We start from the raw sequence: 20352 nt of genomic DNA, 5'->3' as shown, positions 1-20352 counted from the left end.
CATGCCAATCGATCCCTCGAACATCCTGCTCACCGGCCGGGTGGCGGTGGTTACCGGCGGGGGAGCCGGTATCGGGCGCGGCATCGCGGCCGGGATGGCGGCGTTCGGCGCCCGGGTGGCGATCTGGGAACGCGACCCGCAAACCTGCGCGCAGGCGGCCGAATCCATTGGCGCCCTGGGCATTGTCACCGATGTCCGAGACGGCGAGCAGGTGGACGCCGCGCTGCGCCAGACGGGTGCCGAGCTCGGCGCACCCACGATCCTGGTCAACAACGCCGGCGGCGTGTTCTCCTCGCCATTGCTGGAGACCACCGAAAACGGCTGGGACGCCTTGTATCGTGCCAACCTGCGCCACGTGCTGCTGTGCACCCAGCGGGTCGCCCGGCAGATGGTGTCGGCGAACCTGCCGGGCAGCATCATCTCGATCACCTCGATCGAGGGTGTACGGGCCGCCCCGGGCTACGCGGCGTATGCCGCCGCCAAGGCGGGCGTCATCAACTACACCAAGACCGCGGCGCTGGAACTGGCGCCGCACAACATCCGGGTCAACGCGATAGCGCCGGATATCACGCTCACCGAAGGGCTGGCCGACCTTGGCGGCGAAGCCGCGACGGCCGCCATGGGTAACATCGTGCCGCTCGGACGACCCGGCCATGTCGACGAAATCGCCAGTGCCGCAGTCTTTCTGGCCTCAGACATGTCGGTCTACCTGACCGGTCAGACGCTACACATCGACGGGGGCACCCAGGCCTCCAGCGGCTGGTATCACGACCCGCACACCGGCGACTACCGGCTGGGGCCGCCACCATCAACCTAGTGCGTCCAGCCCTCGGCGGCCTGTTCGTCGAAGGTGCGGTCGATGCGCTCGAACCTGCGCTTGACCGACGCCCGGGCCGCCTCGTGCGGCAGGATGTACAAGCGGTTGGCCAGGATCGCGTCGGCGGTGAGCCGTGCCACGCCGTCGACCGACACCGTGTCGTCCTGCGTCGGCGGGAATTGGCCGAAGCCGCTCGTCAGGTCCGGCGCTGACGCCAGGCCGTCGTCGGCGCTTCGAATGCGTTCGGAGTTCGCGACCAACCCCGTCTCGATGACCATCGGGCAGAGCACCGAGACGCCGATGCCGTTGTCCCTGACCTCGCGGGCGAGCGTCTCGGCCAGCCCGACGACGCCGTACTTGGCAACGCCGTATGCCCCGAGACCGGCGTTGGGCACCAGCCCGGCAAAGGAAGCGGTGAAAGCGATGTGGCCACCGCTGCCCTGCTCGATCAACTTCGGCACGAACGCCTCGACGGCGTGGATCGAACCCCACAGGTCGATATCGATGACCCAGCGCCAGTCCTCGTGCGTCATCGTCGCGAGCGGGCCCGCGACGACGATGCCGGCATTGCTGAACACGACATCGACCTGACCAAGCAGCCGGAAGGATTCGTCGGCGAGGTGAACCATCTGGTCGAGATGCCGCACGTCGCACGTGACCCCGTGCGCGTCGAACCCCTCGGCCTTCAACTGCGCCACAGCTCGTTCCAGCGCGGACTCATCGACGTCGGCCAGCACCACGCGGGCCCCGCGGCGGGCGAATTCGGTGGCGGTGGCCAAACCGATGCCGCTCGCACCGCCGGTGATGACTGCCCCACGTCCCTCGAATCCGTCCATGGATTCCGAGCGTATTACCCGCCGGCGAAACGGTGTGAGAGACATCATGTAGATAGCACCCTAACTATTAGGGCACCATACAAGTATGGCCGTTCCCACCGTGCGCGACGTCGATCCGCTCGCGCTCGAACGCCAGGTGTGCTTCGCGCTGGTGACGACCAACCGGGCGGTCCTGGCGGTCTACCGGCCCCTGCTGGAACCGCTCGGCCTGACCCATCCGCAATACCTGGTGATGCTGGCGCTATGGGATCACCGGAAGGCGGCCGACGCGGACCAGTTCCCGTTGTCGGTCAAGCAGATCGCCGCCGCGTTGCAGATCGACTCAGCCACGCTGTCGCCCATGCTCAAGCGCCTGGAGGCCCAAGGGCTGATCACCCGTGCCAAGAACCCGGCCGACGAGCGCACCACCGACGTGATGCTGACGCAGCGCGGAATCGCACTGCGGGAGCGAGCACTTGAGATTCCACCCGCCGTGGTGGAACGTCTGGGTGTCGAGCTGGCCGAACTCGAGAACCTACATCGGGTCCTCAACCGAATCAACGCCGCCGCCGTGGCGGCCGGCGCATTGCAATCCTGACACCCTGAGGAGCCATCATGACCGACGCGAAACCCAATCTGTGGCAGCGGATCGGCTATTCCTACGGCCGGCGTCTGCCCGACTCGATGCGCACCTGGGTGGCCCGCGACCTGGCCGGGGAGGGAGCCGTTCGGCGGCACATGATCAGGTGGGCCATACCGCCCCTGGTGGTCCTTGCTCCGTTCTGGCTGCTGCCCGCCTCGCTCTACGTGCACACGGAGATGACGGCGCCGCTCTACATCTGGGCGCTGCTGATAACCCTTGCGCTGAACAAGGTCTGGCGCCGGCATCGGCTGGCGGTTCACGGGCTGGACCCGAACTTGGTCGACGTGGTCGCCCGCCGCAAGCAGGCGCGGATGCACGAGGACTACATCGCCCGGTACGGGCCGCGACCCGAGTCGGCCGAATGGCAGTCCAACAGCAGCCCCTTCTAGCGGCTACTTCAGGCAGCTGCCCGCATCGATGGGCAGCGTCACACCGGTGATGTAACGGGCCTCGTCCGAGGCGAAGAACAGCACCGCATTGCTGACGTCGATCGGCTCGACCCAGGGGATCGGCAGCGTGTGGAACAGCTGGCAGATCGGCGCCATGTCGTCGGGGCCGGGGTTTTCCAGGTCCGGGCGGAACATCTTGAAGGTGCCGTCGTTGTGCAACATGGGCGTCTTGACATGGGTTGGGTGCACGGAGTTGACGCGAATCATGTGCTGTCCCAGTTCAACTCCGAAGGCACGCATCAGTCCGACGACACCGTGCTTGGCCGCGACGTAGTGGCCGGTGTGGGGGTAGGCCTTGAGCCCGCCCACCGAGCTGGTCAGGATGATCGAACCGCCGTTACCGCCCGCGATCAGATGCGGCACACCGGCTTTCACGGTTTTCCACACACCGGCCAGGTTGATGTCGATCATCTCGGTCCAGTCTTCTTCACTGGTTTTGTCCAAAGTCTCGCCGCCGTTGCCGATTCCGGCGTTGGCCACGATGATGTCGAGCCGGCCGAGCTGCTCGACACCGTTGTCCACCGCCGCCTTGAGCGCGTCGAAGTCGCGCACATCGACTTCGGCGGTGAAGATCCTGCGGTTGTGCCCCTTGACCAGATCGGCGGTCTCGGCGAGGTCTTCGGGCGTCGATGCCGGGATGGCGGTGTCCACCACGCCCTCGCGGATGGGCTTGCAGATGTCGACAGCGATGATGTCGGCACCCTCCTGGGCCAACCGCACCGCGTGGCTGCGGCCCTGACCGCGCGCCGCCCCGGTGACGAAAGCGACTTTGCCCTCAACACGTCCGGTCATGGCTACCTCAACTCCTGACTTTCGATCGGCACGCCCCGGCGGGGAACAGACGCGTTCCGAGGATCGCGGGCCTTGCCGCCCTTGAACTCTGTCATTCGGCCGTCACGGGTGTCAATGACGGATCCATTTCGGCTATCTCTGATTCTAGATATTAGAGAATCTCATTCTCACCGGCAAACGGCGTGCGCTATTTGCTCAGCGAGAGGGGAGGGGGAGTGTGGTGCGTCCGGGGTGTACTAGGCGACGAATCCGCGTGAGCAGAAATCCCATACCTCTTCGGCGGTGATGGGGTGCATTGTCGCGTCATCGGGCCCGCCGCTGGACTGCGCGATGAACATGACGGTCTGCATGGTCATGGCGGCCACGCGCTTGGGATTGATGGAGGTGCGCAGCCTGCCGGCGTCGTGGGCCGCGTCCATCAGCTCCGTCAGCAACGCGAGTAGCGGGGCGTGAGCCACCTTGACCTCGGCCGGATGCGTCACCAGCAACCTCGGCGCAAAGTCGGTGAACAGCGGACGCTTGGCCGTGGGGTCCGGTCGGGACGCCTCGTAGAGGAGTTGGACCGCGACCTGCAGGCGCTCCAGCGGGTCGGCTTGGCTCTCGGTGGCCGCGCGGATCTGGTCGGCCGATCGGCTCAGGGCGTCCTCGAAGAGCGCCAGCAGCAACTCGTGCTTGCCGTCGAATTGCAGGTAGAAGCTGCGCAACGACTGGCGGGAGCGGTCGACGACCTCCTGCACGGTAAAGTCCGTGCTGCCCTTTTCGATGATGATGGCCTGGGCCGCGTCGAGGAAGCGCTGAACACGTTGCGCCGCGCGCAGTTTCGCAGTCTTGATGGACCGCTCGACGGCACGCTGCTTCCAGGCCGGCTCTTCGCTTGGATTGGTCACGGCCGGCTCAGGTGATTGCCGCGAGGGGAGAACATGGTTGGACTCTACCGGAGAACGCCGTGACATCGCTGCGCTCGACCCCCTCACGGATCACGTGTCGGAGATTGTAACTTTCTTACCACGAGAATACTATTCTCTTAGACGTGTGTATGGAAGCGTAATCGTAAGAGTGAGCCCCGTCGACGGCGGAAACCCGAATCTACCGACGCCGCGGTGCGCTCGAAACCATCCTGGGAAGTGCCGTGCAGCTGACGTTTGACGCCGACGTGGAGGCGTTCCGAGCCGAATTCGTGGCTTTCCTCGACGAACACCTGCCTCCCGAGTCCGAGGCGTTGGCGCGGCCGCGGTCCAGTTCGGACATCCCGGAGTGGGCCCGCCGCTGGCAACGCCTGCTGTTCGACAGCGGATGGCTACTGCCCGGCAACCCGCCGGAGTTCGGCGGCCGCAACGCCACGCTGTTGCAGCAATACGTGTACTCCGAAGAGTTGTCCCGCCGGCGCATCTATCAGAGTTTCAACCCGCAGGGCGTGGGCATCATCGCCGCGTCCCTGCTGTCGTTCGGCACACCCGAACAGAAAGAGCGCTGGGCGGTCCCGATCCTGCGCGCGGAGATCACCGCGTCGCTGGGGATGAGCGAACCCGGGGCGGGCTCGGATCTCGCGTCGCTCAAGACGCGCGCGGTGCGCTCGTCCGACGCAGAAGGCGACCACTTCGTCGTCAACGGCCAGAAGGTGTGGACGTCGGGCGCCCATCACGCCGATGTGTTGCTGACCTTCGTGCGCACCGACCCGGACGCGCCAAAGCACAAGGGCATCAGCGCTTTACTGATTCCGACCGACACGCCCGGCGTGGTCCGTCGCCCCTTCGCCTCGGTGGGAGACATCGAAGACGTCGACTTCAACGAGGTTTTCTTCACGGACGTACGGGTGCCGGCCGAGAACCTGGTGGGGGAACTCAACGCCGGCTGGCGCGTCGCGACCGGTTCGCTCGGCCACGAACGCGCGATGCTGTGGCTGGATTACGCAGACATGTTGCACGCGTTGACCGTCGAATCCAGGCCCGCCGGGCCCGTGCAGCGGGACCACTACGCGACGCTGGTGATGGACTTCTATGCGATGCGACTGCTCGGGTCGGCGACGCTGGCCAAAGCCGCGCGCGGCGAGGAGGACGTGCCCGCCCAGTCGGTGCTCAAGCTGCTCGGCTCGGAGGCGATGCAACGCGCCAGCGAGGACGCGCTGGCCGCCAAGGGCGGCGACGGACTGGCGCTGCGCGCGGTGACCGCCCCGTTCGCGCCGCTCAACCTGGACAGCCACTACGGCAGCTGGTTCGACCGGTACACCCGCACCTTCGCCGCGACGATCGCCGGCGGTACGTCGGAAATCCAGCGCAACATCATCGCCGAACGCGTCCTCGGGCTGCCACGCAATTAGGCCACGCGTCAGTGATTGCGGGCGTCCAACTGGGCGTAGTAGCCGATGGCGGCGAGACCGGCCACTATCGCGATCGCCCCTAAAACCATGCCGGCCACGGCAGTTCGGGGGTTGTTCGCCTCTCCGCGGGCGACGCGCCGGCGGGCGATGTCGCCCGTCACCACCGCCGCGATGCCGAACGGCACTCCGAGCAGCAACCAGCAGGTGAGGAGTCCGACCAGGCCCAGCAGCACCGACGCGACACCGATCTGGTTCTGTGGTGCGTCCGGGTGACTCATCACGTCCCATCCTGTCGGTCTCGGGATGAGTCTACGTGGGTACCGCGGGCGTGGACCTCGGTCGGCGGATTCTGGCGAATCTTTAGGGCGCGTCCCGTTACAGCTGCGCGAGCCGCGGCGCAGATCCCGCCGCCACCACCGCTTTTCCGGCCGCACGCGTCAGTTCGCGAGAGCTGCCCAGTAGCCCGTCGAGAATCAGCGACCGCTTGATGTGGTGGTGCAGCGGATGCTCGGCGGTAAAGCCGATGCCGCCCAGCACTTGCTGGCAGTGGCGTGCGGCGGTCAGCGCGGCCTGGCCGGCCGCGGCCTTGGCCAGCAGGGAGGCCAGCCCCTGCGGGTCGTCGCACTCCGCGGCGGCCTGCAGTGTGGCCTCGGCACCCTCGATCGCGACCAGCGTCTCGGCCAGTCGGTGCCGGATCGCCTGGAATGAGCTGATGTGCCGGCCGAATTGAACGCGGTCCACGGCGTGCTGACGGGCCAGCGACAGCATGGCTCGGCTGGTACCCACAAGCCACCAACCCAGCGCTCGCCAACCCGCTTGCAGGGCGGCCGCCGGCAACGGATCCTCTTGTGGCACGGGGTGTATCGGCAGCAGCTCGTCGATCGCCGAGCCGGGGTGATCGCGGCGCTCCCACAGCACCCAGGAACCGCCGGTGAACGGCAGGGCCATCGTGCCCCCGGGGGCGTCGCCCGCCGCGCGCAAGACCACGTCGTTGAGCACGGGTGCGTGCGCGCCGGTCTCACCCAGCAGCTGGAACACCAGAGGGATTGCGATGTCCGGCATTTCGTCGAGCATGTCGCGCCAGCCGAGGTCGGTCAGCGCCGCGTCGAGCTTGGCTCCCGAGGCGGCACTCATCGTCGTGCGCAACGAGTCCGCCAGCAGCCGCAGCGATTCGGGGTCTGACACGGTGTCTGCCGAAGGCGTCACGGTTCACTCCTTCCCGAGGTCGAGAAGCCGGCGGGCGATGATATTGCGCTGGATCTCGGCGGTGCCGCCATAGATCGTTGCCGCACGCGAGTAGAGGTATTCCGGACGCCACGGTGTGTCTTCGAGCTCGAGCGTCCCCGGCAACACATCTCGCACGGTGTCGTAGAGCCGCTGCTCGGCGGAGGCCAGCAGCACCTTGTCGATGGAGGTGTCCGGTCCCAGTCGGGCGCCGTCGCGCATCCGGTGCTGGGTGGCACGCGACCGGCAGCGCAACGTGTGCAGCGCCAGATAGGCTCCGCCGAGCGCGGATTCGTCGGGCTCGCCGGCCTCGGACGCCGCGGTGATCAGGTCGTCGAAACGCGAGTAGAGGTAGGCGATTCGCTGCCAGAAGCAGGCCGAACGCTCATAAGGCAGCAGGTCCATGGCCAGTCGCCAGCCGTCGCCGGGCTTGCCCAGCATCCGGCTGGCCGGGATCACCACGTCGTCGTAGTACACCTCGCAGAACTCGTCGACGCCGTGCATGGTCCGCAGCGGACGGACGGTGATGCCCGGGGTATCGAGGTCGACGAAGAACGCGGTGATTCCGTCGTGCCCGGGCGCCGTGCGGGTGAGCAGCACGCACCGGGTGGAGAACTGCGCGAAGCTGGTCCAGACCTTTTGGCCGTTGACGATCCAATTGTCGCCGTCCTGGACCGCGCGGGTCGTCAGCGATGCCAGGTCGCTTCCCGACCCGGGCTCGGAAAAGCCTTGGCACCATTGTTCTTCGCCGCTGAGCAGACGCGGCACCATCTCCTTGGCCAGCTCCGCCGGGGCGTAGTCGATCATCGTGGGCGCCAGCACTTCGAGCATCGAGTAGGGGCCGGGCTCGGCCAGCCGGCGGCCGACCACCTCTTCGCCGACGATCGCGCGCAGCACCGCGGGACCGCCCAACCCACCGACCTCGACCGGCCAGCCGAACCGCATCCAATCGGCGTCGTAGAGCGCACGGCTGACCCGGGCGAACTGCCGCATGTGCCCCTGCAGCGAGTGGTCCGCTTCGGGGGTCAGATCGTTGTCGTCGAGCCACGCGCGCAGGTCGGCCCGGAACTGCTCGACATTCACTTCGATGGGTCGGCTCCTTAAGTCGTTGCCTGGGCCGCAGAGTCACCCGCGGGCCGCCCGACGGCATGCGGACGTCCGGAGTCGTGCACACCGCTGCGGCGGATGAAGGTCATGGCGCGGGTCTTCAGCCGCCACCCGTCGGCGGTGCGCAGATAGGTGTCGCGGTAGTAGCCGATCCGCATGTCGTGCGTGGCGTGGTCGATGAAGCACAGCGGTTGGGTGCCGCTGGCCGCGTCCCCGTCCAGGTCGACCACCGCGGTTCCGGTGAGGAACAGGCCCTTCGGGGCCGCGGCCACCAATTCCGGGAATCGGCTCAGGCTGTAGGTTTCTCCGAACGCGCTGTAGGTGCCATCGGGAGTGAACACGGCGACGAGTCCCTCGATGTCCTCCTGGGTGATGGTGACCGCGTAGCGGCCGAGCAGTTGCTGGATCTCGACCAGGTCGTCAGTTCTGGTTGGCATAAACCTTGCCGCCTTTCATCACGAAGCTGACGTTTCGGGTAACGGTGATGTCTTCCAACGGGTTTCCGGGTACCGCAATGATATCGGCGAGTTGGCCCGTCGCGAGGCGCCCGCGGTCGGTGACATTGATCAGCTCGGCCGCGGTCGTGGTGGCGGCCCGCAGTACCGCCAGCGGCGGCATGCCCCATTCCACCAGCGTGACGAGCTCGTCGGCGTTCTTGCCGTGCGGGATGGCCGGGGCATCGGTGCCGACCGCGATCTTCACCCCGGCCTCGTAGGCGGCCTTGATCGAGGTCTCGGCCTTGGGGAACATCTCGGCCGCCTTGTCCTGCAAGGCTTTCGGGGCACGAGATACGTCCATCGCCTGGGCGAGCCTGCGGGTGGTTACCAGGAACCGGTCGTTGTCGACCAGCATCTGGATGGCCTCGTCGTCCATCAGGAACCCGTGCTCGATGCAGTCGATGCCGCACGCGACCGCGTGCTTGACAGCTTCCGCTCCGTGCGTATGCGCGGCGACACGCAGCCCACGCCGGTGCGCCTCGTCGACGATCGCGCGCAGTTCCTCGTCTGAATAGTGTTGTGCCCCAGCCTCACCGGTCAACGACATGACGCCGCCGGAAACGCACACCTTGATCAATTGGGCGCCATGCTTGATCTGGTAGCGCACCGCCTTGCGGATCTCGTCGACCCCATTGGCGATGCCCTCTTCGATCGTCAGCTCGAGTGCGCCCGGCATGAACGCGGCGAACATCGTCGGGTCAAGGTGCCCGCCGGTGGGCGTGATGGCGTGGCCGGCCGGCACGACGCGTGGTCCCTCGATCCATCCCGCGTCGATGGCCTTGCCCAGCGCGACGTCGAGCAGGTAGCCGCCGGTCTTGACGAACAAGCCCAGGTTGCGCACCGTGGTGAACCCGGCGCGCAGCGTGCGTCGGGCGTTGCCGACAGCGCGCAGCACCCGCGTCGGTGGGTCGTCCTGCACCTGCGACAGTCCCGGCGTCTCGCCGCGCCCGCCCATCAGCAGGTTGACCTCCATGTCCATCAGGCCCGGCAACAGGATCTGATCGCCGAGGTCGATGACAGTGTCTTCTGGGCCGGTCGGGCCCGAAGCCCCGACGCCGACGATCCGGTCGTCCTCGACCTGCAGGATGCCGGGCCGAACGATCTCGCCGCTGTCAACGTCGAGCAGCCCCGCGGCCTTGAGCGTCAGCACCGGCTAGATCACCGGTTCCCGAATCAGTTCAACCCATGCCGCGCCGCTGTCCGGGACGCGCGGCTGCTTCCACGCCTCGATCGGGAACGACACCATCACCAGCGACTGCATCATGTGCATCAGGCTCTTCGCGTCGTCGGGCAGGTCGTTCAGCGGAAACTTGTCGCAGTACGCGATGATGTCGTTCAGCTTCGGGAACGCCACGTCGTAGAACGCCTGCATCTCGGCCATCGTCGAGGCCAGCCTCTTCGCGTAGCGCTCGGGCTCGGTGGCCAGGTCCCAGTCCAAATAGGGCTCCAGGGCAGCGAATTCAGACGGTAACGCCATTGCGCTGGTACTCCTTCACGTAGTCACTGGTCGTTTTGTGCAGGTGGCGGATCAGGACTTCCTGGTCGCAGAGCAGGAACTCCTTGACGGCCCGGGTGCCGATCATGGTCTGGGTCGCTTCGAGGGTGTTGGCGTCCTGCAACGCGTACTCCTTGAATGTCACCGCGGCCAGCTCCTGGGCGAGGCGTTCGCGCGCATTGCGCGGCGGTACGAAATACAGCGTGCATTCGAAGATGTGCTTGTCGACCGCGGTCGGCCAGTAGTGGTAGGTCAAGAACCAGCCCGGCTCCCAGATCAACAGCATGAAGTTCGGGTAGAACAGCCACGAGTCGATGCCCCACTGCGGCACCCGCTTCACGTTGACACCCGGTGGCAGCTCCAGGTTTTCGATGATCTCCGGCTTGTCCCACGGACCGAACAGCCCACTGCGCAACACCCGGTCCATCGGCTTGACCATGGACATGTCCGGGGGCGGTGCCTGACCGCCCCAGGTCGACTGCAGGTTGTGCGGCCCGGCCAGTTCGTAGTGCAGCGCCTCGTACCCGAACTTCTGGATCTTGGCGGCTTCCTCCTTGGTGTACTGGCCCTGGTGCAGGATCGGCGCGTGGTAGAACTCGACGAACGCGTCGATGAACAGCTTCCAGTTGCTGCCGACCTCGGCGCGGTAGGAGTAGGTCTCGGTCATCTCGCCGAAGGGGTAGCCCTCGATGCTCTTGGCCAGCGGCCCGAGGTAGTCGGTCAGCGGCGCCGCGTTGTCGTCGAAGTTGATGAAGATGAAGCCTTCCCACACGTCGCAGCGGACCGGGGCCAGGCCGTAATCGCTCTTGTCGACGTTGAAGAACTCGTCTTCCTGCTGCACGAAGGTCAGGTCACCGTCGAGGCTGTAGCGCCAGGCGTGGTACTTGCAGGTGAACTGGCGGCAGGTGCCGGAGGTCTCCTCGTGGGGAAAGTCGTTCCACACCAACTTGTTTCCGCGGTGCCGGCAGACGTTGTGGTACGCCTTGACGGTGCCGTCCTTGGTCTTGGTGATGATCACCGACGTGCCCTTGCCGGCCGACGGCAGTTCCCTGGTGAAGTAGCTGCCGGTGCGGGGGAGTCGCTCGACACGGCCGACGTTGAGCCAGGTCTTCCTGAAGACGGCGTCACGCTCGGCCTCGAAGAACGCCGGGTCGATGGAGTCGGTGTAGTCGACCGGCTCGGTCCCCAGGTCGGGGTAGTTTTCTGTCCAGCTGCCGGCGGCTGGCTTGGGGAAGTGCGGCACGGTTCTTACTCCTCTTATCAGTGCTGTTCGGCGTGTTCGAGCTGGATGCCAAAAGTGTTGAAGGCCATGGCCAGTAGCGCGTAGCAGCCGACCGTGAAGACGAAGTCCATGCGCTGCTGGTCATTGAGACGCTCACCGAGTGCCGCCCAGGTCTGGTCGGACAGCTCCGATTTCACGTCGAGCTCGTCGACCCCGGTGAGCACGGCCCGGTCGAACGCGTCGAAGTCGCCGGCATCCTCGCCGGCAAAACTCTGCAGGGCCGCGATCTGGTCGTCGGTGATCCCCTCGTCCTTGGCCATCCGGACGTGGTGCGACCACTCGTAGGCGCATCGCCGGCGATGCGCCACCCGCAGGATGGCCAGCTCGCGGACGCGCGGCGGCAGCGTGGACGTCATCAACAGGTGGACGTTGAACCTCAAGAACGACTTGGCCAGCGCCGGGTGGTGAGCCAGCGTGGAGAGCGCGTTGTTGGTGTCCGCGCCACGCATGGCCGAGAGTGCCTGCCGGGTCGCCTCGTCCCACTGGTCCGCGGGCAGCGGCTGCAAGCGCATTAGCAGTGTCCTCTCGGTGAAAGAGAATCATATTCTCATTTGCAACTAACAGACTGGCACGAAACGCGCGTCCGGTCAATGCCGGCGTGGCGAGCGGGCGCAGGGGAGGTCGCCGGCTGACGCACCGGGCCGCGCGGTCGCCCAAAACTCGGCGGGGCCGAGCGCCGACAACGCGCGCCGGGATCTACCTCACCGCATTGGCGCTGAGCGCCGGGAAATTCACCGGTCCGCCCGGCCGCTGGTCAGGCGGCTTTAGCCGTTCCCAACATCCGCTGGATGTTGATTCTCGTCTGGCGAGAAGATAGTTTTCATTTTAGTGATCTTGGCAGGGAGCAGCGATTCGCCGAGGCTGCGATCGATCCGGTGGATCCGATGGAAGGGACGGCCATGAACAAAGAAGACATGATCCTGATCAGCGTCGACGACCACACCGTCGAGCCACCTGACATGTTCAAGAACCACCTGTCGAAGAAGTATCAGGACGACGCGCCCCGGCTGGTGCACAACGCCGACGGCTCGGACATGTGGAAGTTCCGCGACACCGTCATCCCCAACGTGGCGCTCAACGCGGTGGCCGGGCGGCCCAAAGAGGAGTACGGCATCGAGCCGACGGGGCTCGACGAGATCCGGCCGGGCTGTTACAACGTGGACGAGCGCGTCAAGGACATGAATGCCGGCGGCATCCTGGCGTCGATCTGCTTCCCCTCCTTCCCGGGCTTCGCGGGCCGCTTGTTCGCCACCGACGACAACGACTTCTCGATCGCGCTGGTGCAGGCCTACAACGACTGGCACATCGACGAATGGTGCGGCGCCTACCCGGCGCGGTTCATCCCGATGGCGATACCGGTCATCTGGGACGCCGAGGCGTGCGCCGCCGAGGTGCGACGGGTCGCGAAGAAGGGCGTGCACGCGCTGACCTTCACCGAGAACCCGGCCGCAATGGGCTACCCGAGTTTCCACGACGACTATTGGGCCCCGCTGTGGAAGGCGTTGTGCGACACCAACACCGTGATGAACGTGCACATCGGTTCCTCGGGGCGGCTGGCCATCACCGCGCCGGATGCGCCGATGGACGTGATGATCACGTTGCAGCCGATGAACATCGTGCAGGCCGCCGCCGACCTGTTGTGGTCCAAGCCGATCAAGGAGTACCCGGACCTCAAGATCGCGCTGTCCGAGGGCGGAACCGGCTGGATCCCCTACTTCCTGGAGCGCGCGGACCGTACCTTCGAGATGCACTCCGCCTGGACGCACCAGAACTTCAAGGGCAAGCTGCCCAGCGAGGTCTTCCGCGACCACTTCCTGACCTGCTTCATCAGCGACAAGGTCGGCGTGGCGCTGCGCAACGAGATCGGCATCGACAACATCTGCTGGGAAGCCGACTACCCGCACAGCGACTCGATGTGGCCGGGCGCCCCGGAGGAGCTCTGGGATGTCTTGTCCCTCAACAATGTTCCCGACGACGAAATCAACAAGATGACGTACGAGAACGCCATGCGCTGGTACTCGTTCGACCCGTTCACGCACATTTCCCGCGAACAGGCGACCGTCGGTGCGCTGCGCAAAGCCGCCGAGGGGCACGACGTGTCCATCAAGGCCAAGGGCCACGACAAAGACAGCCGAGGCGGCTCGTCCTTCGCGGATTTCGCGGCCAACGCCAAAGCCCTCACCGGCAACAAGGACTGAACCACACGTCGCCGGAGGGCAACTGCGCCCGTCGCGGTCGCAAGCGCGGCGCAGCCGGGCGCAGCGGGCCGACACTGAATGCCGGTGCATTTTGATCGAAGGAGACTGAGCAGTGCCCGGCGCTGGAATGAACTTTGAGCTGACCGAAGACCAGGAACTGATCCGTCGGTCGGTGGCCGAGCTGGCGCGGAAATTCGACGACCAGTACTGGATGGAAAAAGACCAGGCGCACGAATTCCCGACCGAGTTCTACCGTGCCATCGCCGATGGCGGCTGGCTGGGGATGACCATTCCCACCCAATACGGCGGTCACGGACTCGGGATCACCGAGGCGACCATCCTCCTCGAGGAGGTCGCCAAGTCCGGTGGCGCCATGAACGCCGCCAGCTCGATTCACCTGTCCATCTTCGGCATGCAGCCGGTCGTGGTACACGGCTCCGATGAACTCAAGGCCCGTACGTTGCCCGCCGTCGCGACCGGCGAGGTGCACGTCTGCTTCGGCGTCACCGAACCCGGTGCCGGCCTTGACACTTCGCGCATCACGACGTTCGCCAAGCGCGACGGCGACCGCTACATCGTCAACGGCCGCAAGGTCTGGATCTCCAAGGCGATGGAGTCCGACAAGATCCTGTTGCTCACCCGGACCCAGAGCTACGACGAGGTCGCCAAGAAGACCGACGGGATGACGCTGTTCCTCACCGATCTCGATCGGAGCCGGGTCGACATCCGGCCGATCCGCAAGATGGGCCGCAACGCGGTGAGCTCCAACGAATTGTTCATCGACAATCTCGAGGTGCCAGTCGAGGACCGAATCGGCGAGGAGGGCAAGGGCTTTCAGTACATCCTCGACGGCCTCAACCCGGAGCGGATGCTGATCGCGGCCGAGGCTCTCGGCATCGGGCGGGTGGCGCTGGAAAAGGCGGTGAAGTACGGCAACGAGCGCGAGGTCTTCGGCCGGCCCATCGGCATGAACCAGGGCCTGCAGTTCCCCCTCGCCGATTCGCTGGCTCGCCTCGACGCCGCCGAACTGATGCTGCGCAAGGCCACCTGGCTCTACGACAACGGCAAACCCTGTGGGCGCGAGGCCAACACGGCCAAGTATCTCTGCGCCGACGCCGGCTTCGCCGCCGCGGACCGGGCGCTGCAAACCCACGGCGGCATGGGTTACGCCGAGGAGTACCACATCACCCGCTACTTCCGCGAGGCCCGGTTGATGAAGATCGCGCCAGTCAGCCAGGAGATGATTTTGAACTTCCTGGGCGCCAACGTCTTGAAGCTGCCGAGAAGCTACTGATGGCGACTGCCGGTGGACGGCGGCATGGCGATCTGACGCACGTTCGACGCCGATGACCACAACCGATGACCCCGTGCTGCTCTCGGAAGACCGCGACGGGGTACGCACCCTCACGCTCAACCGGCCACGTCGCAAAAACGCGATCAATCCGCAACTGTGGCTCGCCCTGCGAGACGCGCTCGACGCGGCCGGCCACGATCCGGGGGTGCGCGCCCTGGTGATCGCCGGTGCCGGGGGCAGCTTCTGTTCCGGCGCGGACATCTCGGCTCCCGAGGACATTCACCCGAAGTACAAGTTGCAGCGGCTGACCGACGTGGCACTGGCCCTGCACGAGCTGCCGGTTCCCACGATCGCCAAGGTGACCGGGGTGGCCGTCGGGGCGGGGTGGAATTTGGCGCTGGGGTGCGACCTGGTGGTGGCCACACCGGAATCGACGTTCTGCCAGATCTTTTCGAAGCGTGGCCTGTCGATCGACCTCGGCGGCTCCTGGCTGCTACCGAAAATCGTCGGTCTGCAACAAGCCAAGCGACTCGCGTTGCTGGCGGACACGATCGACGCCGAGGAGGCGTGCGCCCTCAACCTGGTGACGTGGGTGGTGTCGGCCGCGGAGATCGACGCCTTCGTCTCGGATCTCGCCAGCCGGTTGGCCGCCGGTCCGCCGATCGCGCTGGCGCACACCAAGGCACTGCTGAACGAGGGCGCGGACCGCACCCTGCGTGACGCGCTGGCCAACGAGGCCCGCGCTCAGGGCGTCAACTTCGCGACGGCAGACACCGCCGCTGCCTATGCCGCTTTCGCGCAGCGGCGGGAGCCGTCGTTTACTGGTCGGTGGGCCGTACCGAAACCTGGCGTAAAACCACAATCGGGCGAGAAGCAATCGGAGTAGAGATATGCGTGAAACAGTCATCGTCGAGGCCGTGCGTACACCGGTGGGCAAGCGCAACGGCGCGCTGTCCGGCATGCATGCCGCCGACCTGTCCGCGGTCGTCCTGACCGAGCTCATCGAACGGACCGGCATTGGTCCCGACATCATCGACGATGTGGTCTGGGGCTGCGTGTCCCAGGTGGGTGACCAGTCCAGCAACATCGGCCGCTACGCGGTCCTGGCCGCCGGTTGGCCGGAGACCATCCCCGGGACCACCGTCAACCGGGCCTGCGGGTCCAGCCAGCAGGCGCTGGACTTCGCCGTGCAGGCGGTGATGTCGGGGCAGCAGGACGTCGTCGTGGCCGGCGGGGTCGAGGTCATGAGTCGCGTTCCGCTCGGTTCGGCCCGGGCAACCGGCATGCCCTATGGCCCGAAAGTCCTTGCGCGCTATGACGATTTCTCCTTCAATCAGGGCCTGTCGGCGGAGATGATCGCCAAGAAGTGGGGATTCTCCCGCACCCGGCTCGACGAATACTCCGTCGAGTCCCACGAGCGGGCCGCGGCGGCGCTGGATGGCGGCGCATTCACCGAGCAGACCGTGCCGGTCTTCGTCGACGGGGCCGACAACAACGTCTTCACCGCCGACGAGGGCGTGCGGCGGGGCAGCACCGTCGAGAAGCTCGGCACGCTCAAGCCGGCCTTCGCCGAAGACGGCGTGATCCACGCGGGCAACTCCTCGCAGATCTCCGACGGCGCCGCCGCGCTGCTGGTGACCACCGCCGAGATGGCGGTCGAGTTGGGCCTGACGCCGATCGTGCGGTACCTGGCGGGCGCCGTGACCGGGGCCGATCCGGTGCTCATGCTCACCGGCCCCATCCCGGCCACCGAGAAGGTGCTGAGCAAGGCCGGCGTCGCGCTGTCCGATGTGGGCGTCTTCGAGGTCAACGAGGCGTTCGCGCCGGTGCCGCTGGCGTGGCTGGCGGAGACCGGGGCGGACCCCGCCCGGATGAATCCGCTGGGCGGCGCCATCGCGCTGGGACACCCGCTGGGCGCGTCCGGCGCGGTGCTGATGACACGCATGGCACATCACATGCGCGACAACGGGATTCGTTACGGCCTGCAGACCATGTGTGAGGGCGGCGGCACCGCCAACGCCACGCTGGTGGAGCTGGTGAGCTGACGGCGGCGGCCTGACGCGCGCAAAAAAATCCGCACCCCGTGACCCTTGTCACAGCGGCCAAACTAACCTACTGTGTGTTCACTAGGTTGGTTTTCCACCGCCGATACATGAGGGGGTTTGGTGCCCGTCGCACGGCGATACGACACGCTTCTCGCCAAGGGGGAGGACCGCAAGCAGCGGATTCTCGACGTCGCGCAGCGGCTGCTCACCCGCAACGGCTGGCGCAGCACGACGCTCGCCCAGATCGCCGGCGAGGCCGGCGTCACCCCCGCCGGGCTGCTGCATCACTTCGAGTCGAAAGAGCAGCTGCTGCACGCCGTGCTCGATGCCCGCGACCTCGATGACGACACCCACGCGGACCGGACCGGCGACCTGTTCGATCAGATCGCCGCCGTCGCGGACCGTATTCACCGGGCGCCCGAGCTGGTGGGCACGTTCACGGTGCTGCTCGTCGAGAACATCCTTCCCGAGGCCCCGCTGCACGACCGCATGCTGTCCAGGTACCGGGCCGCGACCGACATCGTCGCCGACCTCATCCGTCGTGGTCAGGCCGACGGCCGGTACCGCCAAGACATAGACCCCGCCGTCAAGGCGGTAGAGATCCTCGCCTTCGTCCACGGAATGGAAACGACATGGTTACTCGATCCTTCGATACCGCTAGCCGACGCGTTCAAGCAGTACGCCGAGACACTGGCGCGGGATTTCGCGCCCCCGAAGAAGTCCGAGACGACATGAGGTACCGGCTGGACGTCGTCGCCGCCACCGTCGTCGACGTGGTGAGATTCGCCGGCGGCTGGATCTTCGACCGGTCGATGGCGGGTTGGGACGTGACCGTGCTGGTCGCCGACCACCCGGACGACCGGCCGCTGCAGATCATCGGCGCGCAGGTGCTCGACCTCGAAGAGGCGCTGGCGTCGGTGCAATCGCGGCCCCGTCCGCAGGCCCTGGCCGCCGCGGCGGACCTGTTCGGCTGCGACGCGCGGGTGCGCCAGGGCGTGCTGCAGGCCCTTGATCACGGCGCCACCGAGGTCACGCTGTGGGGCGAGAGCTGGCCGTCGGAGCTGGACGACAGCGTCGGCCTGGTGCAGCACCAGCTGAGCACCGCCGCGCAGACGTTCAAGGGCCAGGCGTTGGCGGCGGCGGCCGCACCGCACGCCCCGATCGGTCACGTGGAGACCTTCCGCAACGGCCTGCTGGCGTGGCCCCCGGTCGCCGCCGATCTGGTGCCCGCAAGCTAGCGCCCGGGGAATTGCGCAACCGCCCGGCCCGCGCGGGTAGCGCGTTCGCCGTGGGGTTGGGGGTCGCGTCGTTGACGACCACCATGCCGTGTGAAAATGTAATACTCATCCGCGAGAGGCACGTTCTCACTAGCCGAGATTCAAGGAGCAGGAGATGGCGAACGAATTCTCCGAGTTGGACTTCTTCCGCGGCACCGAGCTGATCGAGAACCCGTACCCCTACTACGAGGCCCTGCGCGAGCGCTGCCCCGTCACGCGGGAGAGCCATCACGACGTCACCATGATCACCGGTTGGGACGAGGCGTGCGCGGTGCTCAACGACGCCGAGACGTGGTCGTCGTGCATCTCGGTCACCGGCCCGTTTCCCGGCTTTCCGGTGCCGATCGAGGGTGACGACATCACCGAGCTGATCGAGCAGCACCGCGACGAATTGCCCTTCAGTGACCAGCTGCCCACGCTCGATCCGCCGACCCACACCAACCACCGCTCCCTCATGATGCGGCTGATCACCCCCAAGCGCCTCAAGGAGAACGAGGACGCCATGTGGGCGCTGGCCGACCAGGCACTCGACGATTTCCTGGCGCCGGGGCGCGGCGAGTGGATCAAGGGCTTCGCCGGCCCGTTCACGCTGCTGGTCATCGCCGACCTGCTCGGCGTGCCGATGGAGGACCGCGACAAGTTCGTCAAGGGCATCGCTGAGCACGCGGGTGGCGGCATCGGTGGCACCAAGGGGTCCCTGGCCCACAGCCCCCTGGAATTCCTCTACGGCCTGTTCTCCGACTACGTCCGCGACCGCCGCCGCGAACCCCGCGACGACGTGCTGACGGGCCTGGCCACCGCGACGTTTCCCGACGGCTCGGTTCCGGACGTCGAGGACGTGGCGCGCGTCGCCGCCAACGTCTTCTCGGCGGGCCAGGAGACCACCGTGCGGCTGCTGGGTGCGTCATTGCAGACGCTGGGGGAGCGCCCCGACATCCAGGCGCAGTTGCGCAAAGACCGCAGCCTCATCCCTAACTTCATCGAGGAGTCGCTGCGCCACGAAAGCCCGGTCAAGGGCGACTTCCGGTTGAACCGCAGGCCGGTCAACATCGGTGGCGTCGAGCTGCCCGCGGGCACCACGGTGATGATCGTGCAGGCGGCCGCCAACCGTGATCCGCGCCGGTTCGAAGACCCCGCCACGTTCGATCCGGCCCGCAAGAACGCCCGCCAACACATCTCGTTCGGGCGCGGCATCCACAGCTGCCCGGGTGCGCCGTTGGCGCGGGCCGAGACCCGGGTGGCGATCGAGCGATTGCTCGACCGCACGACGGATATCAGGATCGATGAGAAGGTTCATGGGCCGGCGAATGACCGCCGCTACCAATACGTTCCGACATACATCCTTCGTGGCCTGACCGAACTGCACCTGGAGTTCACGCTGTCATGAAAGTTTGGGTAGACGACCAGAAGTGTCGCGGTCACGGCATGTGTCTCACGCTGTGCCCCGACGTGTTCAGCCTGACCGACGACGGTTACGCCGAGGCCATAGATTCCGACGTTCCAACGGAATTGCAGGACGCGGCGCAGGAGGCAATCCAATGCTGTCCCGAGCAGGCGATCAGCGAGAAGTAACCAAATACACGGGCGAGTAGGGAGATTCATCAGTGGCTAAGGGCTATGTCATCCTCACCGAGAAGATCAACGACCCGGAAGGCATGAAGGCGTACGCCCAAGCCGCCGGATCGGCGATGAGTGGCGCCACCATTCTCGCGGTGGACACCGCGCCCAAGGTCGTCGAAGGCGACTGGCATGGCGACCAGACCGTCGTACTGGAATTCGAGTCGGTGGATGCGGCCCGGGCGTGGTACGAGTCCGAGGGCTACCAAAAGGCGGCGAAGCTGCGCCAGGCGGCGGCCGACTGCAACGCGGTCATCCTCTCCGGATTCTGACCGTTACTCTCCGACGATGGAGATCGCCTGCCGAGGGCATTGACGGACGGCCTCGCGCACGTCGGCCTCGTTCTCCGGGGTGACTTCTTCCTGGTGGACCGTCAGCATGTCGTCGTCGCCGAGCTCGAATATATCGGGGTTGATGCCCATGCAGACGCCGTTGCTCTCGCAGAGTCCCCAGTCGACTTCGATCTTCTTCGTCACCGCAACC

Annotated in this window: 25 protein-coding genes and 1 pseudogene; 14 read left to right on the top strand and 12 right to left on the bottom strand. The window is 66.3% G+C overall.

What is annotated here, in order from left to right:
- Window position 1 precedes the first annotated feature (1 nt).
- Window positions 2-817: an SDR family NAD(P)-dependent oxidoreductase gene (locus B9D87_RS15155; protein ID WP_007777454.1), complete on the top strand. Its 816-nt coding sequence runs from the start codon at window positions 2-4 to the stop codon at window positions 815-817.
- Here B9D87_RS15155 and B9D87_RS15150 read toward each other — a convergent pair.
- Entirely contained in the window at window positions 814-1653 is an 840-nt protein-coding gene (locus B9D87_RS15150) for an SDR family NAD(P)-dependent oxidoreductase (RefSeq protein WP_007777451.1), read from the bottom strand. The two genes, B9D87_RS15155 and B9D87_RS15150, sit on opposite strands and share 4 nt — an antisense overlap.
- A gap of 85 nt (window positions 1654-1738) precedes the next feature.
- Between B9D87_RS15150 and B9D87_RS15145 the strand changes: the two genes are divergently transcribed.
- On the top strand, window positions 1739-2230 hold the full coding sequence (locus B9D87_RS15145) for a MarR family winged helix-turn-helix transcriptional regulator (protein WP_007777447.1): 492 nt from the start codon (window positions 1739-1741) through the stop codon (window positions 2228-2230).
- Between the two features lie 17 nt (window positions 2231-2247).
- The gene (locus tag B9D87_RS15140) at window positions 2248-2664 is read left to right on the top strand and encodes a DUF5313 domain-containing protein (RefSeq protein WP_007777444.1); all 417 of its coding nucleotides are present in this window, start codon (window positions 2248-2250) and stop codon (window positions 2662-2664) included.
- 3 nt (window positions 2665-2667) lie between these two features.
- Here B9D87_RS15140 and B9D87_RS15135 read toward each other — a convergent pair whose 3' ends face one another.
- Both B9D87_RS15135 and B9D87_RS15130 read right to left on the bottom strand, forming a co-directional pair.
- Window positions 2668-3516, bottom strand: coding sequence for a mycofactocin-coupled SDR family oxidoreductase (locus B9D87_RS15135; RefSeq protein ID WP_007777442.1), 849 nt, complete (start codon window positions 3514-3516; stop codon window positions 2668-2670).
- Window positions 3517-3752: 236 nt separating this feature from the next.
- Window positions 3753-4403 carry a TetR/AcrR family transcriptional regulator gene (locus tag B9D87_RS15130; RefSeq protein WP_007777440.1) on the bottom strand — a complete coding sequence of 217 codons (651 nt, stop codon included), beginning with the start codon at window positions 4401-4403 and terminating at the stop codon, window positions 3753-3755.
- A gap of 242 nt (window positions 4404-4645) precedes the next feature.
- Between B9D87_RS15130 and B9D87_RS27945 the strand changes: the two are divergent.
- Together B9D87_RS27945 and B9D87_RS27940 are read left to right on the top strand one after the other, a co-directional pair.
- Window positions 4646-5266: pseudogene (locus tag B9D87_RS27945) on the top strand (acyl-CoA dehydrogenase family protein); the annotation flags it as partial.
- A 141-nt stretch (window positions 5267-5407) separates the two neighbouring features.
- Window positions 5408-5833, top strand: coding sequence for an acyl-CoA dehydrogenase family protein (locus tag B9D87_RS27940; RefSeq protein WP_437340119.1), 426 nt, complete (start codon window positions 5408-5410; stop codon window positions 5831-5833).
- An 8-nt stretch (window positions 5834-5841) separates the two neighbouring features.
- On the opposite strand, the gene B9D87_RS15120 is transcribed toward B9D87_RS27940, so the two are convergent.
- The 8 genes from B9D87_RS15120 to B9D87_RS15085 all read right to left on the bottom strand — a co-directional run bounded on the left by B9D87_RS15120 (window position 5842) and on the right by B9D87_RS15085 (window position 11950).
- Window positions 5842-6111, bottom strand: a complete 270-nt coding sequence (locus B9D87_RS15120) for a DUF4190 domain-containing protein (RefSeq protein WP_007777434.1) — start codon at window positions 6109-6111, stop codon at window positions 5842-5844.
- A 97-nt stretch (window positions 6112-6208) separates the two neighbouring features.
- Entirely contained in the window at window positions 6209-7039 is an 831-nt protein-coding gene (locus B9D87_RS15115; RefSeq protein ID WP_007777431.1) for an acyl-CoA dehydrogenase family protein, read from the bottom strand.
- Window positions 7040-7042: 3 nt separating this feature from the next.
- Window positions 7043-8140, bottom strand: coding sequence for an acyl-CoA dehydrogenase family protein (locus B9D87_RS15110; RefSeq protein WP_007777428.1), 1098 nt, complete (start codon window positions 8138-8140; stop codon window positions 7043-7045).
- 17 nt (window positions 8141-8157) lie between these two features.
- Window positions 8158-8601, bottom strand: coding sequence for a nuclear transport factor 2 family protein (locus B9D87_RS15105; RefSeq protein ID WP_007777425.1), 444 nt, complete (start codon window positions 8599-8601; stop codon window positions 8158-8160).
- On the bottom strand, window positions 8585-9811 hold the full coding sequence (locus B9D87_RS15100) for a metal-dependent hydrolase family protein (RefSeq protein ID WP_007777424.1): 1227 nt from the start codon (window positions 9809-9811) through the stop codon (window positions 8585-8587). The genes B9D87_RS15105 and B9D87_RS15100 overlap by 17 nt, the downstream gene beginning before the upstream one ends.
- A gap of 3 nt (window positions 9812-9814) precedes the next feature.
- The gene (locus B9D87_RS15095; RefSeq protein ID WP_007777422.1) at window positions 9815-10138 is read right to left on the bottom strand and encodes a hypothetical protein; all 324 of its coding nucleotides are present in this window, start codon (window positions 10136-10138) and stop codon (window positions 9815-9817) included.
- Window positions 10122-11399 carry an aromatic ring-hydroxylating oxygenase subunit alpha gene (locus B9D87_RS15090; RefSeq protein ID WP_007777420.1) on the bottom strand — a complete coding sequence of 426 codons (1278 nt, stop codon included), beginning with the start codon at window positions 11397-11399 and terminating at the stop codon, window positions 10122-10124. Before B9D87_RS15090 ends, B9D87_RS15095 begins: the two co-directional genes overlap by 17 nt.
- A 17-nt stretch (window positions 11400-11416) precedes the next feature.
- Window positions 11417-11950, bottom strand: coding sequence for a carboxymuconolactone decarboxylase family protein (locus tag B9D87_RS15085; RefSeq protein WP_007777418.1), 534 nt, complete (start codon window positions 11948-11950; stop codon window positions 11417-11419).
- A 387-nt stretch (window positions 11951-12337) separates the two neighbouring features.
- Between B9D87_RS15085 and B9D87_RS15080 the strand changes: the two genes are divergently transcribed.
- From B9D87_RS15080 to B9D87_RS15040, 9 genes are all read left to right on the top strand, one after another.
- Window positions 12338-13636, top strand: coding sequence for an amidohydrolase family protein (locus B9D87_RS15080; RefSeq protein ID WP_007777416.1), 1299 nt, complete (start codon window positions 12338-12340; stop codon window positions 13634-13636).
- Between the two features lie 127 nt (window positions 13637-13763).
- On the top strand, window positions 13764-14930 hold the full coding sequence (locus tag B9D87_RS15075; protein ID WP_007777413.1) for an acyl-CoA dehydrogenase family protein: 1167 nt from the start codon (window positions 13764-13766) through the stop codon (window positions 14928-14930).
- Window positions 14931-14982: 52 nt separating this feature from the next.
- A complete protein-coding gene (locus B9D87_RS15070; protein WP_007777410.1) occupies window positions 14983-15816 on the top strand; it encodes an enoyl-CoA hydratase/isomerase family protein in 834 nt (277 codons plus the stop codon).
- A 4-nt stretch (window positions 15817-15820) separates the two neighbouring features.
- Entirely contained in the window at window positions 15821-16975 is a 1155-nt protein-coding gene (locus tag B9D87_RS15065) for a thiolase family protein (RefSeq protein WP_007777408.1), read from the top strand.
- A gap of 120 nt (window positions 16976-17095) precedes the next feature.
- Window positions 17096-17710 carry a TetR/AcrR family transcriptional regulator gene (locus B9D87_RS15060; protein WP_007777406.1) on the top strand — a complete coding sequence of 205 codons (615 nt, stop codon included), beginning with the start codon at window positions 17096-17098 and terminating at the stop codon, window positions 17708-17710.
- Complete coding sequence (locus tag B9D87_RS15055) at window positions 17707-18213, top strand: hypothetical protein (protein ID WP_007777405.1); 507 nt, start codon at window positions 17707-17709, stop codon at window positions 18211-18213. The genes B9D87_RS15060 and B9D87_RS15055 overlap by 4 nt, the downstream gene beginning before the upstream one ends.
- Before the next feature lie 154 nt (window positions 18214-18367).
- Window positions 18368-19639: a cytochrome P450 gene (locus tag B9D87_RS15050; RefSeq protein WP_007777402.1), complete on the top strand. Its 1272-nt coding sequence runs from the start codon at window positions 18368-18370 to the stop codon at window positions 19637-19639.
- Entirely contained in the window at window positions 19636-19824 is a 189-nt protein-coding gene (locus B9D87_RS15045) for a ferredoxin (RefSeq protein ID WP_007777401.1), read from the top strand. Before B9D87_RS15050 ends, B9D87_RS15045 begins: the two co-directional genes overlap by 4 nt.
- A gap of 83 nt (window positions 19825-19907) precedes the next feature.
- Window positions 19908-20141 (top strand): DUF1330 domain-containing protein, encoded by a 234-nt coding sequence (locus tag B9D87_RS15040; RefSeq protein WP_238553514.1) that lies wholly within the window; start codon window positions 19908-19910, stop codon window positions 20139-20141.
- Between the two features lie 3 nt (window positions 20142-20144).
- On the opposite strand, the gene B9D87_RS15035 is transcribed toward B9D87_RS15040, so the two are convergent.
- The gene (locus B9D87_RS15035) at window positions 20145-20345 is read right to left on the bottom strand and encodes a ferredoxin (protein ID WP_007777398.1); all 201 of its coding nucleotides are present in this window, start codon (window positions 20343-20345) and stop codon (window positions 20145-20147) included.
- Window positions 20346-20352: the final 7 nt, after the last annotated feature.

The organism is Mycobacterium colombiense CECT 3035 (assembly GCF_002105755.1).
In the GTDB taxonomy this organism is placed as follows: domain Bacteria; phylum Actinomycetota; class Actinomycetes; order Mycobacteriales; family Mycobacteriaceae; genus Mycobacterium; species Mycobacterium colombiense.
Note: the sequence above shows the minus strand (reverse complement) of the source record. Positions and strands in the feature narration are given on the sequence as shown.

What these genes read in the sequence shown, in the direction of transcription:
- B9D87_RS15155 (WP_007777454.1), top strand. Translation starts at nt 2, where the DNA reads ATGCCAATCGATCCCTCGAACATCCTGCTCACCGGCCGGGTGGCGGTG.
- B9D87_RS15150 (WP_007777451.1), bottom strand. Translation starts at nt 1,653, where the DNA reads ATGGACGGATTCGAGGGACGTGGGGCAGTCATCACCGGCGGTGCGAGC.
- B9D87_RS15145 (WP_007777447.1), top strand. Translation starts at nt 1,739, where the DNA reads ATGGCCGTTCCCACCGTGCGCGACGTCGATCCGCTCGCGCTCGAACGC.
- B9D87_RS15140 (WP_007777444.1), top strand. Translation starts at nt 2,248, where the DNA reads ATGACCGACGCGAAACCCAATCTGTGGCAGCGGATCGGCTATTCCTAC.
- B9D87_RS15135 (WP_007777442.1), bottom strand. Translation starts at nt 3,516, where the DNA reads ATGACCGGACGTGTTGAGGGCAAAGTCGCTTTCGTCACCGGGGCGGCG.
- B9D87_RS27940 (WP_437340119.1), top strand. Translation starts at nt 5,408, where the DNA reads ATGCTGTGGCTGGATTACGCAGACATGTTGCACGCGTTGACCGTCGAA.
- B9D87_RS15120 (WP_007777434.1), bottom strand. Translation starts at nt 6,111, where the DNA reads ATGAGTCACCCGGACGCACCACAGAACCAGATCGGTGTCGCGTCGGTG.
- B9D87_RS15105 (WP_007777425.1), bottom strand. Translation starts at nt 8,601, where the DNA reads ATGCCAACCAGAACTGACGACCTGGTCGAGATCCAGCAACTGCTCGGC.
- B9D87_RS15095 (WP_007777422.1), bottom strand. Translation starts at nt 10,138, where the DNA reads ATGGCGTTACCGTCTGAATTCGCTGCCCTGGAGCCCTATTTGGACTGG.
- B9D87_RS15085 (WP_007777418.1), bottom strand. Translation starts at nt 11,950, where the DNA reads ATGCGCTTGCAGCCGCTGCCCGCGGACCAGTGGGACGAGGCGACCCGG.
- B9D87_RS15080 (WP_007777416.1), top strand. Translation starts at nt 12,338, where the DNA reads ATGAACAAAGAAGACATGATCCTGATCAGCGTCGACGACCACACCGTC.
- B9D87_RS15075 (WP_007777413.1), top strand. Translation starts at nt 13,764, where the DNA reads ATGAACTTTGAGCTGACCGAAGACCAGGAACTGATCCGTCGGTCGGTG.
- B9D87_RS15070 (WP_007777410.1), top strand. Translation starts at nt 14,983, where the DNA reads ATGACCACAACCGATGACCCCGTGCTGCTCTCGGAAGACCGCGACGGG.
- B9D87_RS15065 (WP_007777408.1), top strand. Translation starts at nt 15,821, where the DNA reads ATGCGTGAAACAGTCATCGTCGAGGCCGTGCGTACACCGGTGGGCAAG.
- B9D87_RS15055 (WP_007777405.1), top strand. Translation starts at nt 17,707, where the DNA reads ATGAGGTACCGGCTGGACGTCGTCGCCGCCACCGTCGTCGACGTGGTG.
- B9D87_RS15050 (WP_007777402.1), top strand. Translation starts at nt 18,368, where the DNA reads ATGGCGAACGAATTCTCCGAGTTGGACTTCTTCCGCGGCACCGAGCTG.
- B9D87_RS15045 (WP_007777401.1), top strand. Translation starts at nt 19,636, where the DNA reads ATGAAAGTTTGGGTAGACGACCAGAAGTGTCGCGGTCACGGCATGTGT.
- B9D87_RS15040 (WP_238553514.1), top strand. Translation starts at nt 19,908, where the DNA reads ATGAAGGCGTACGCCCAAGCCGCCGGATCGGCGATGAGTGGCGCCACC.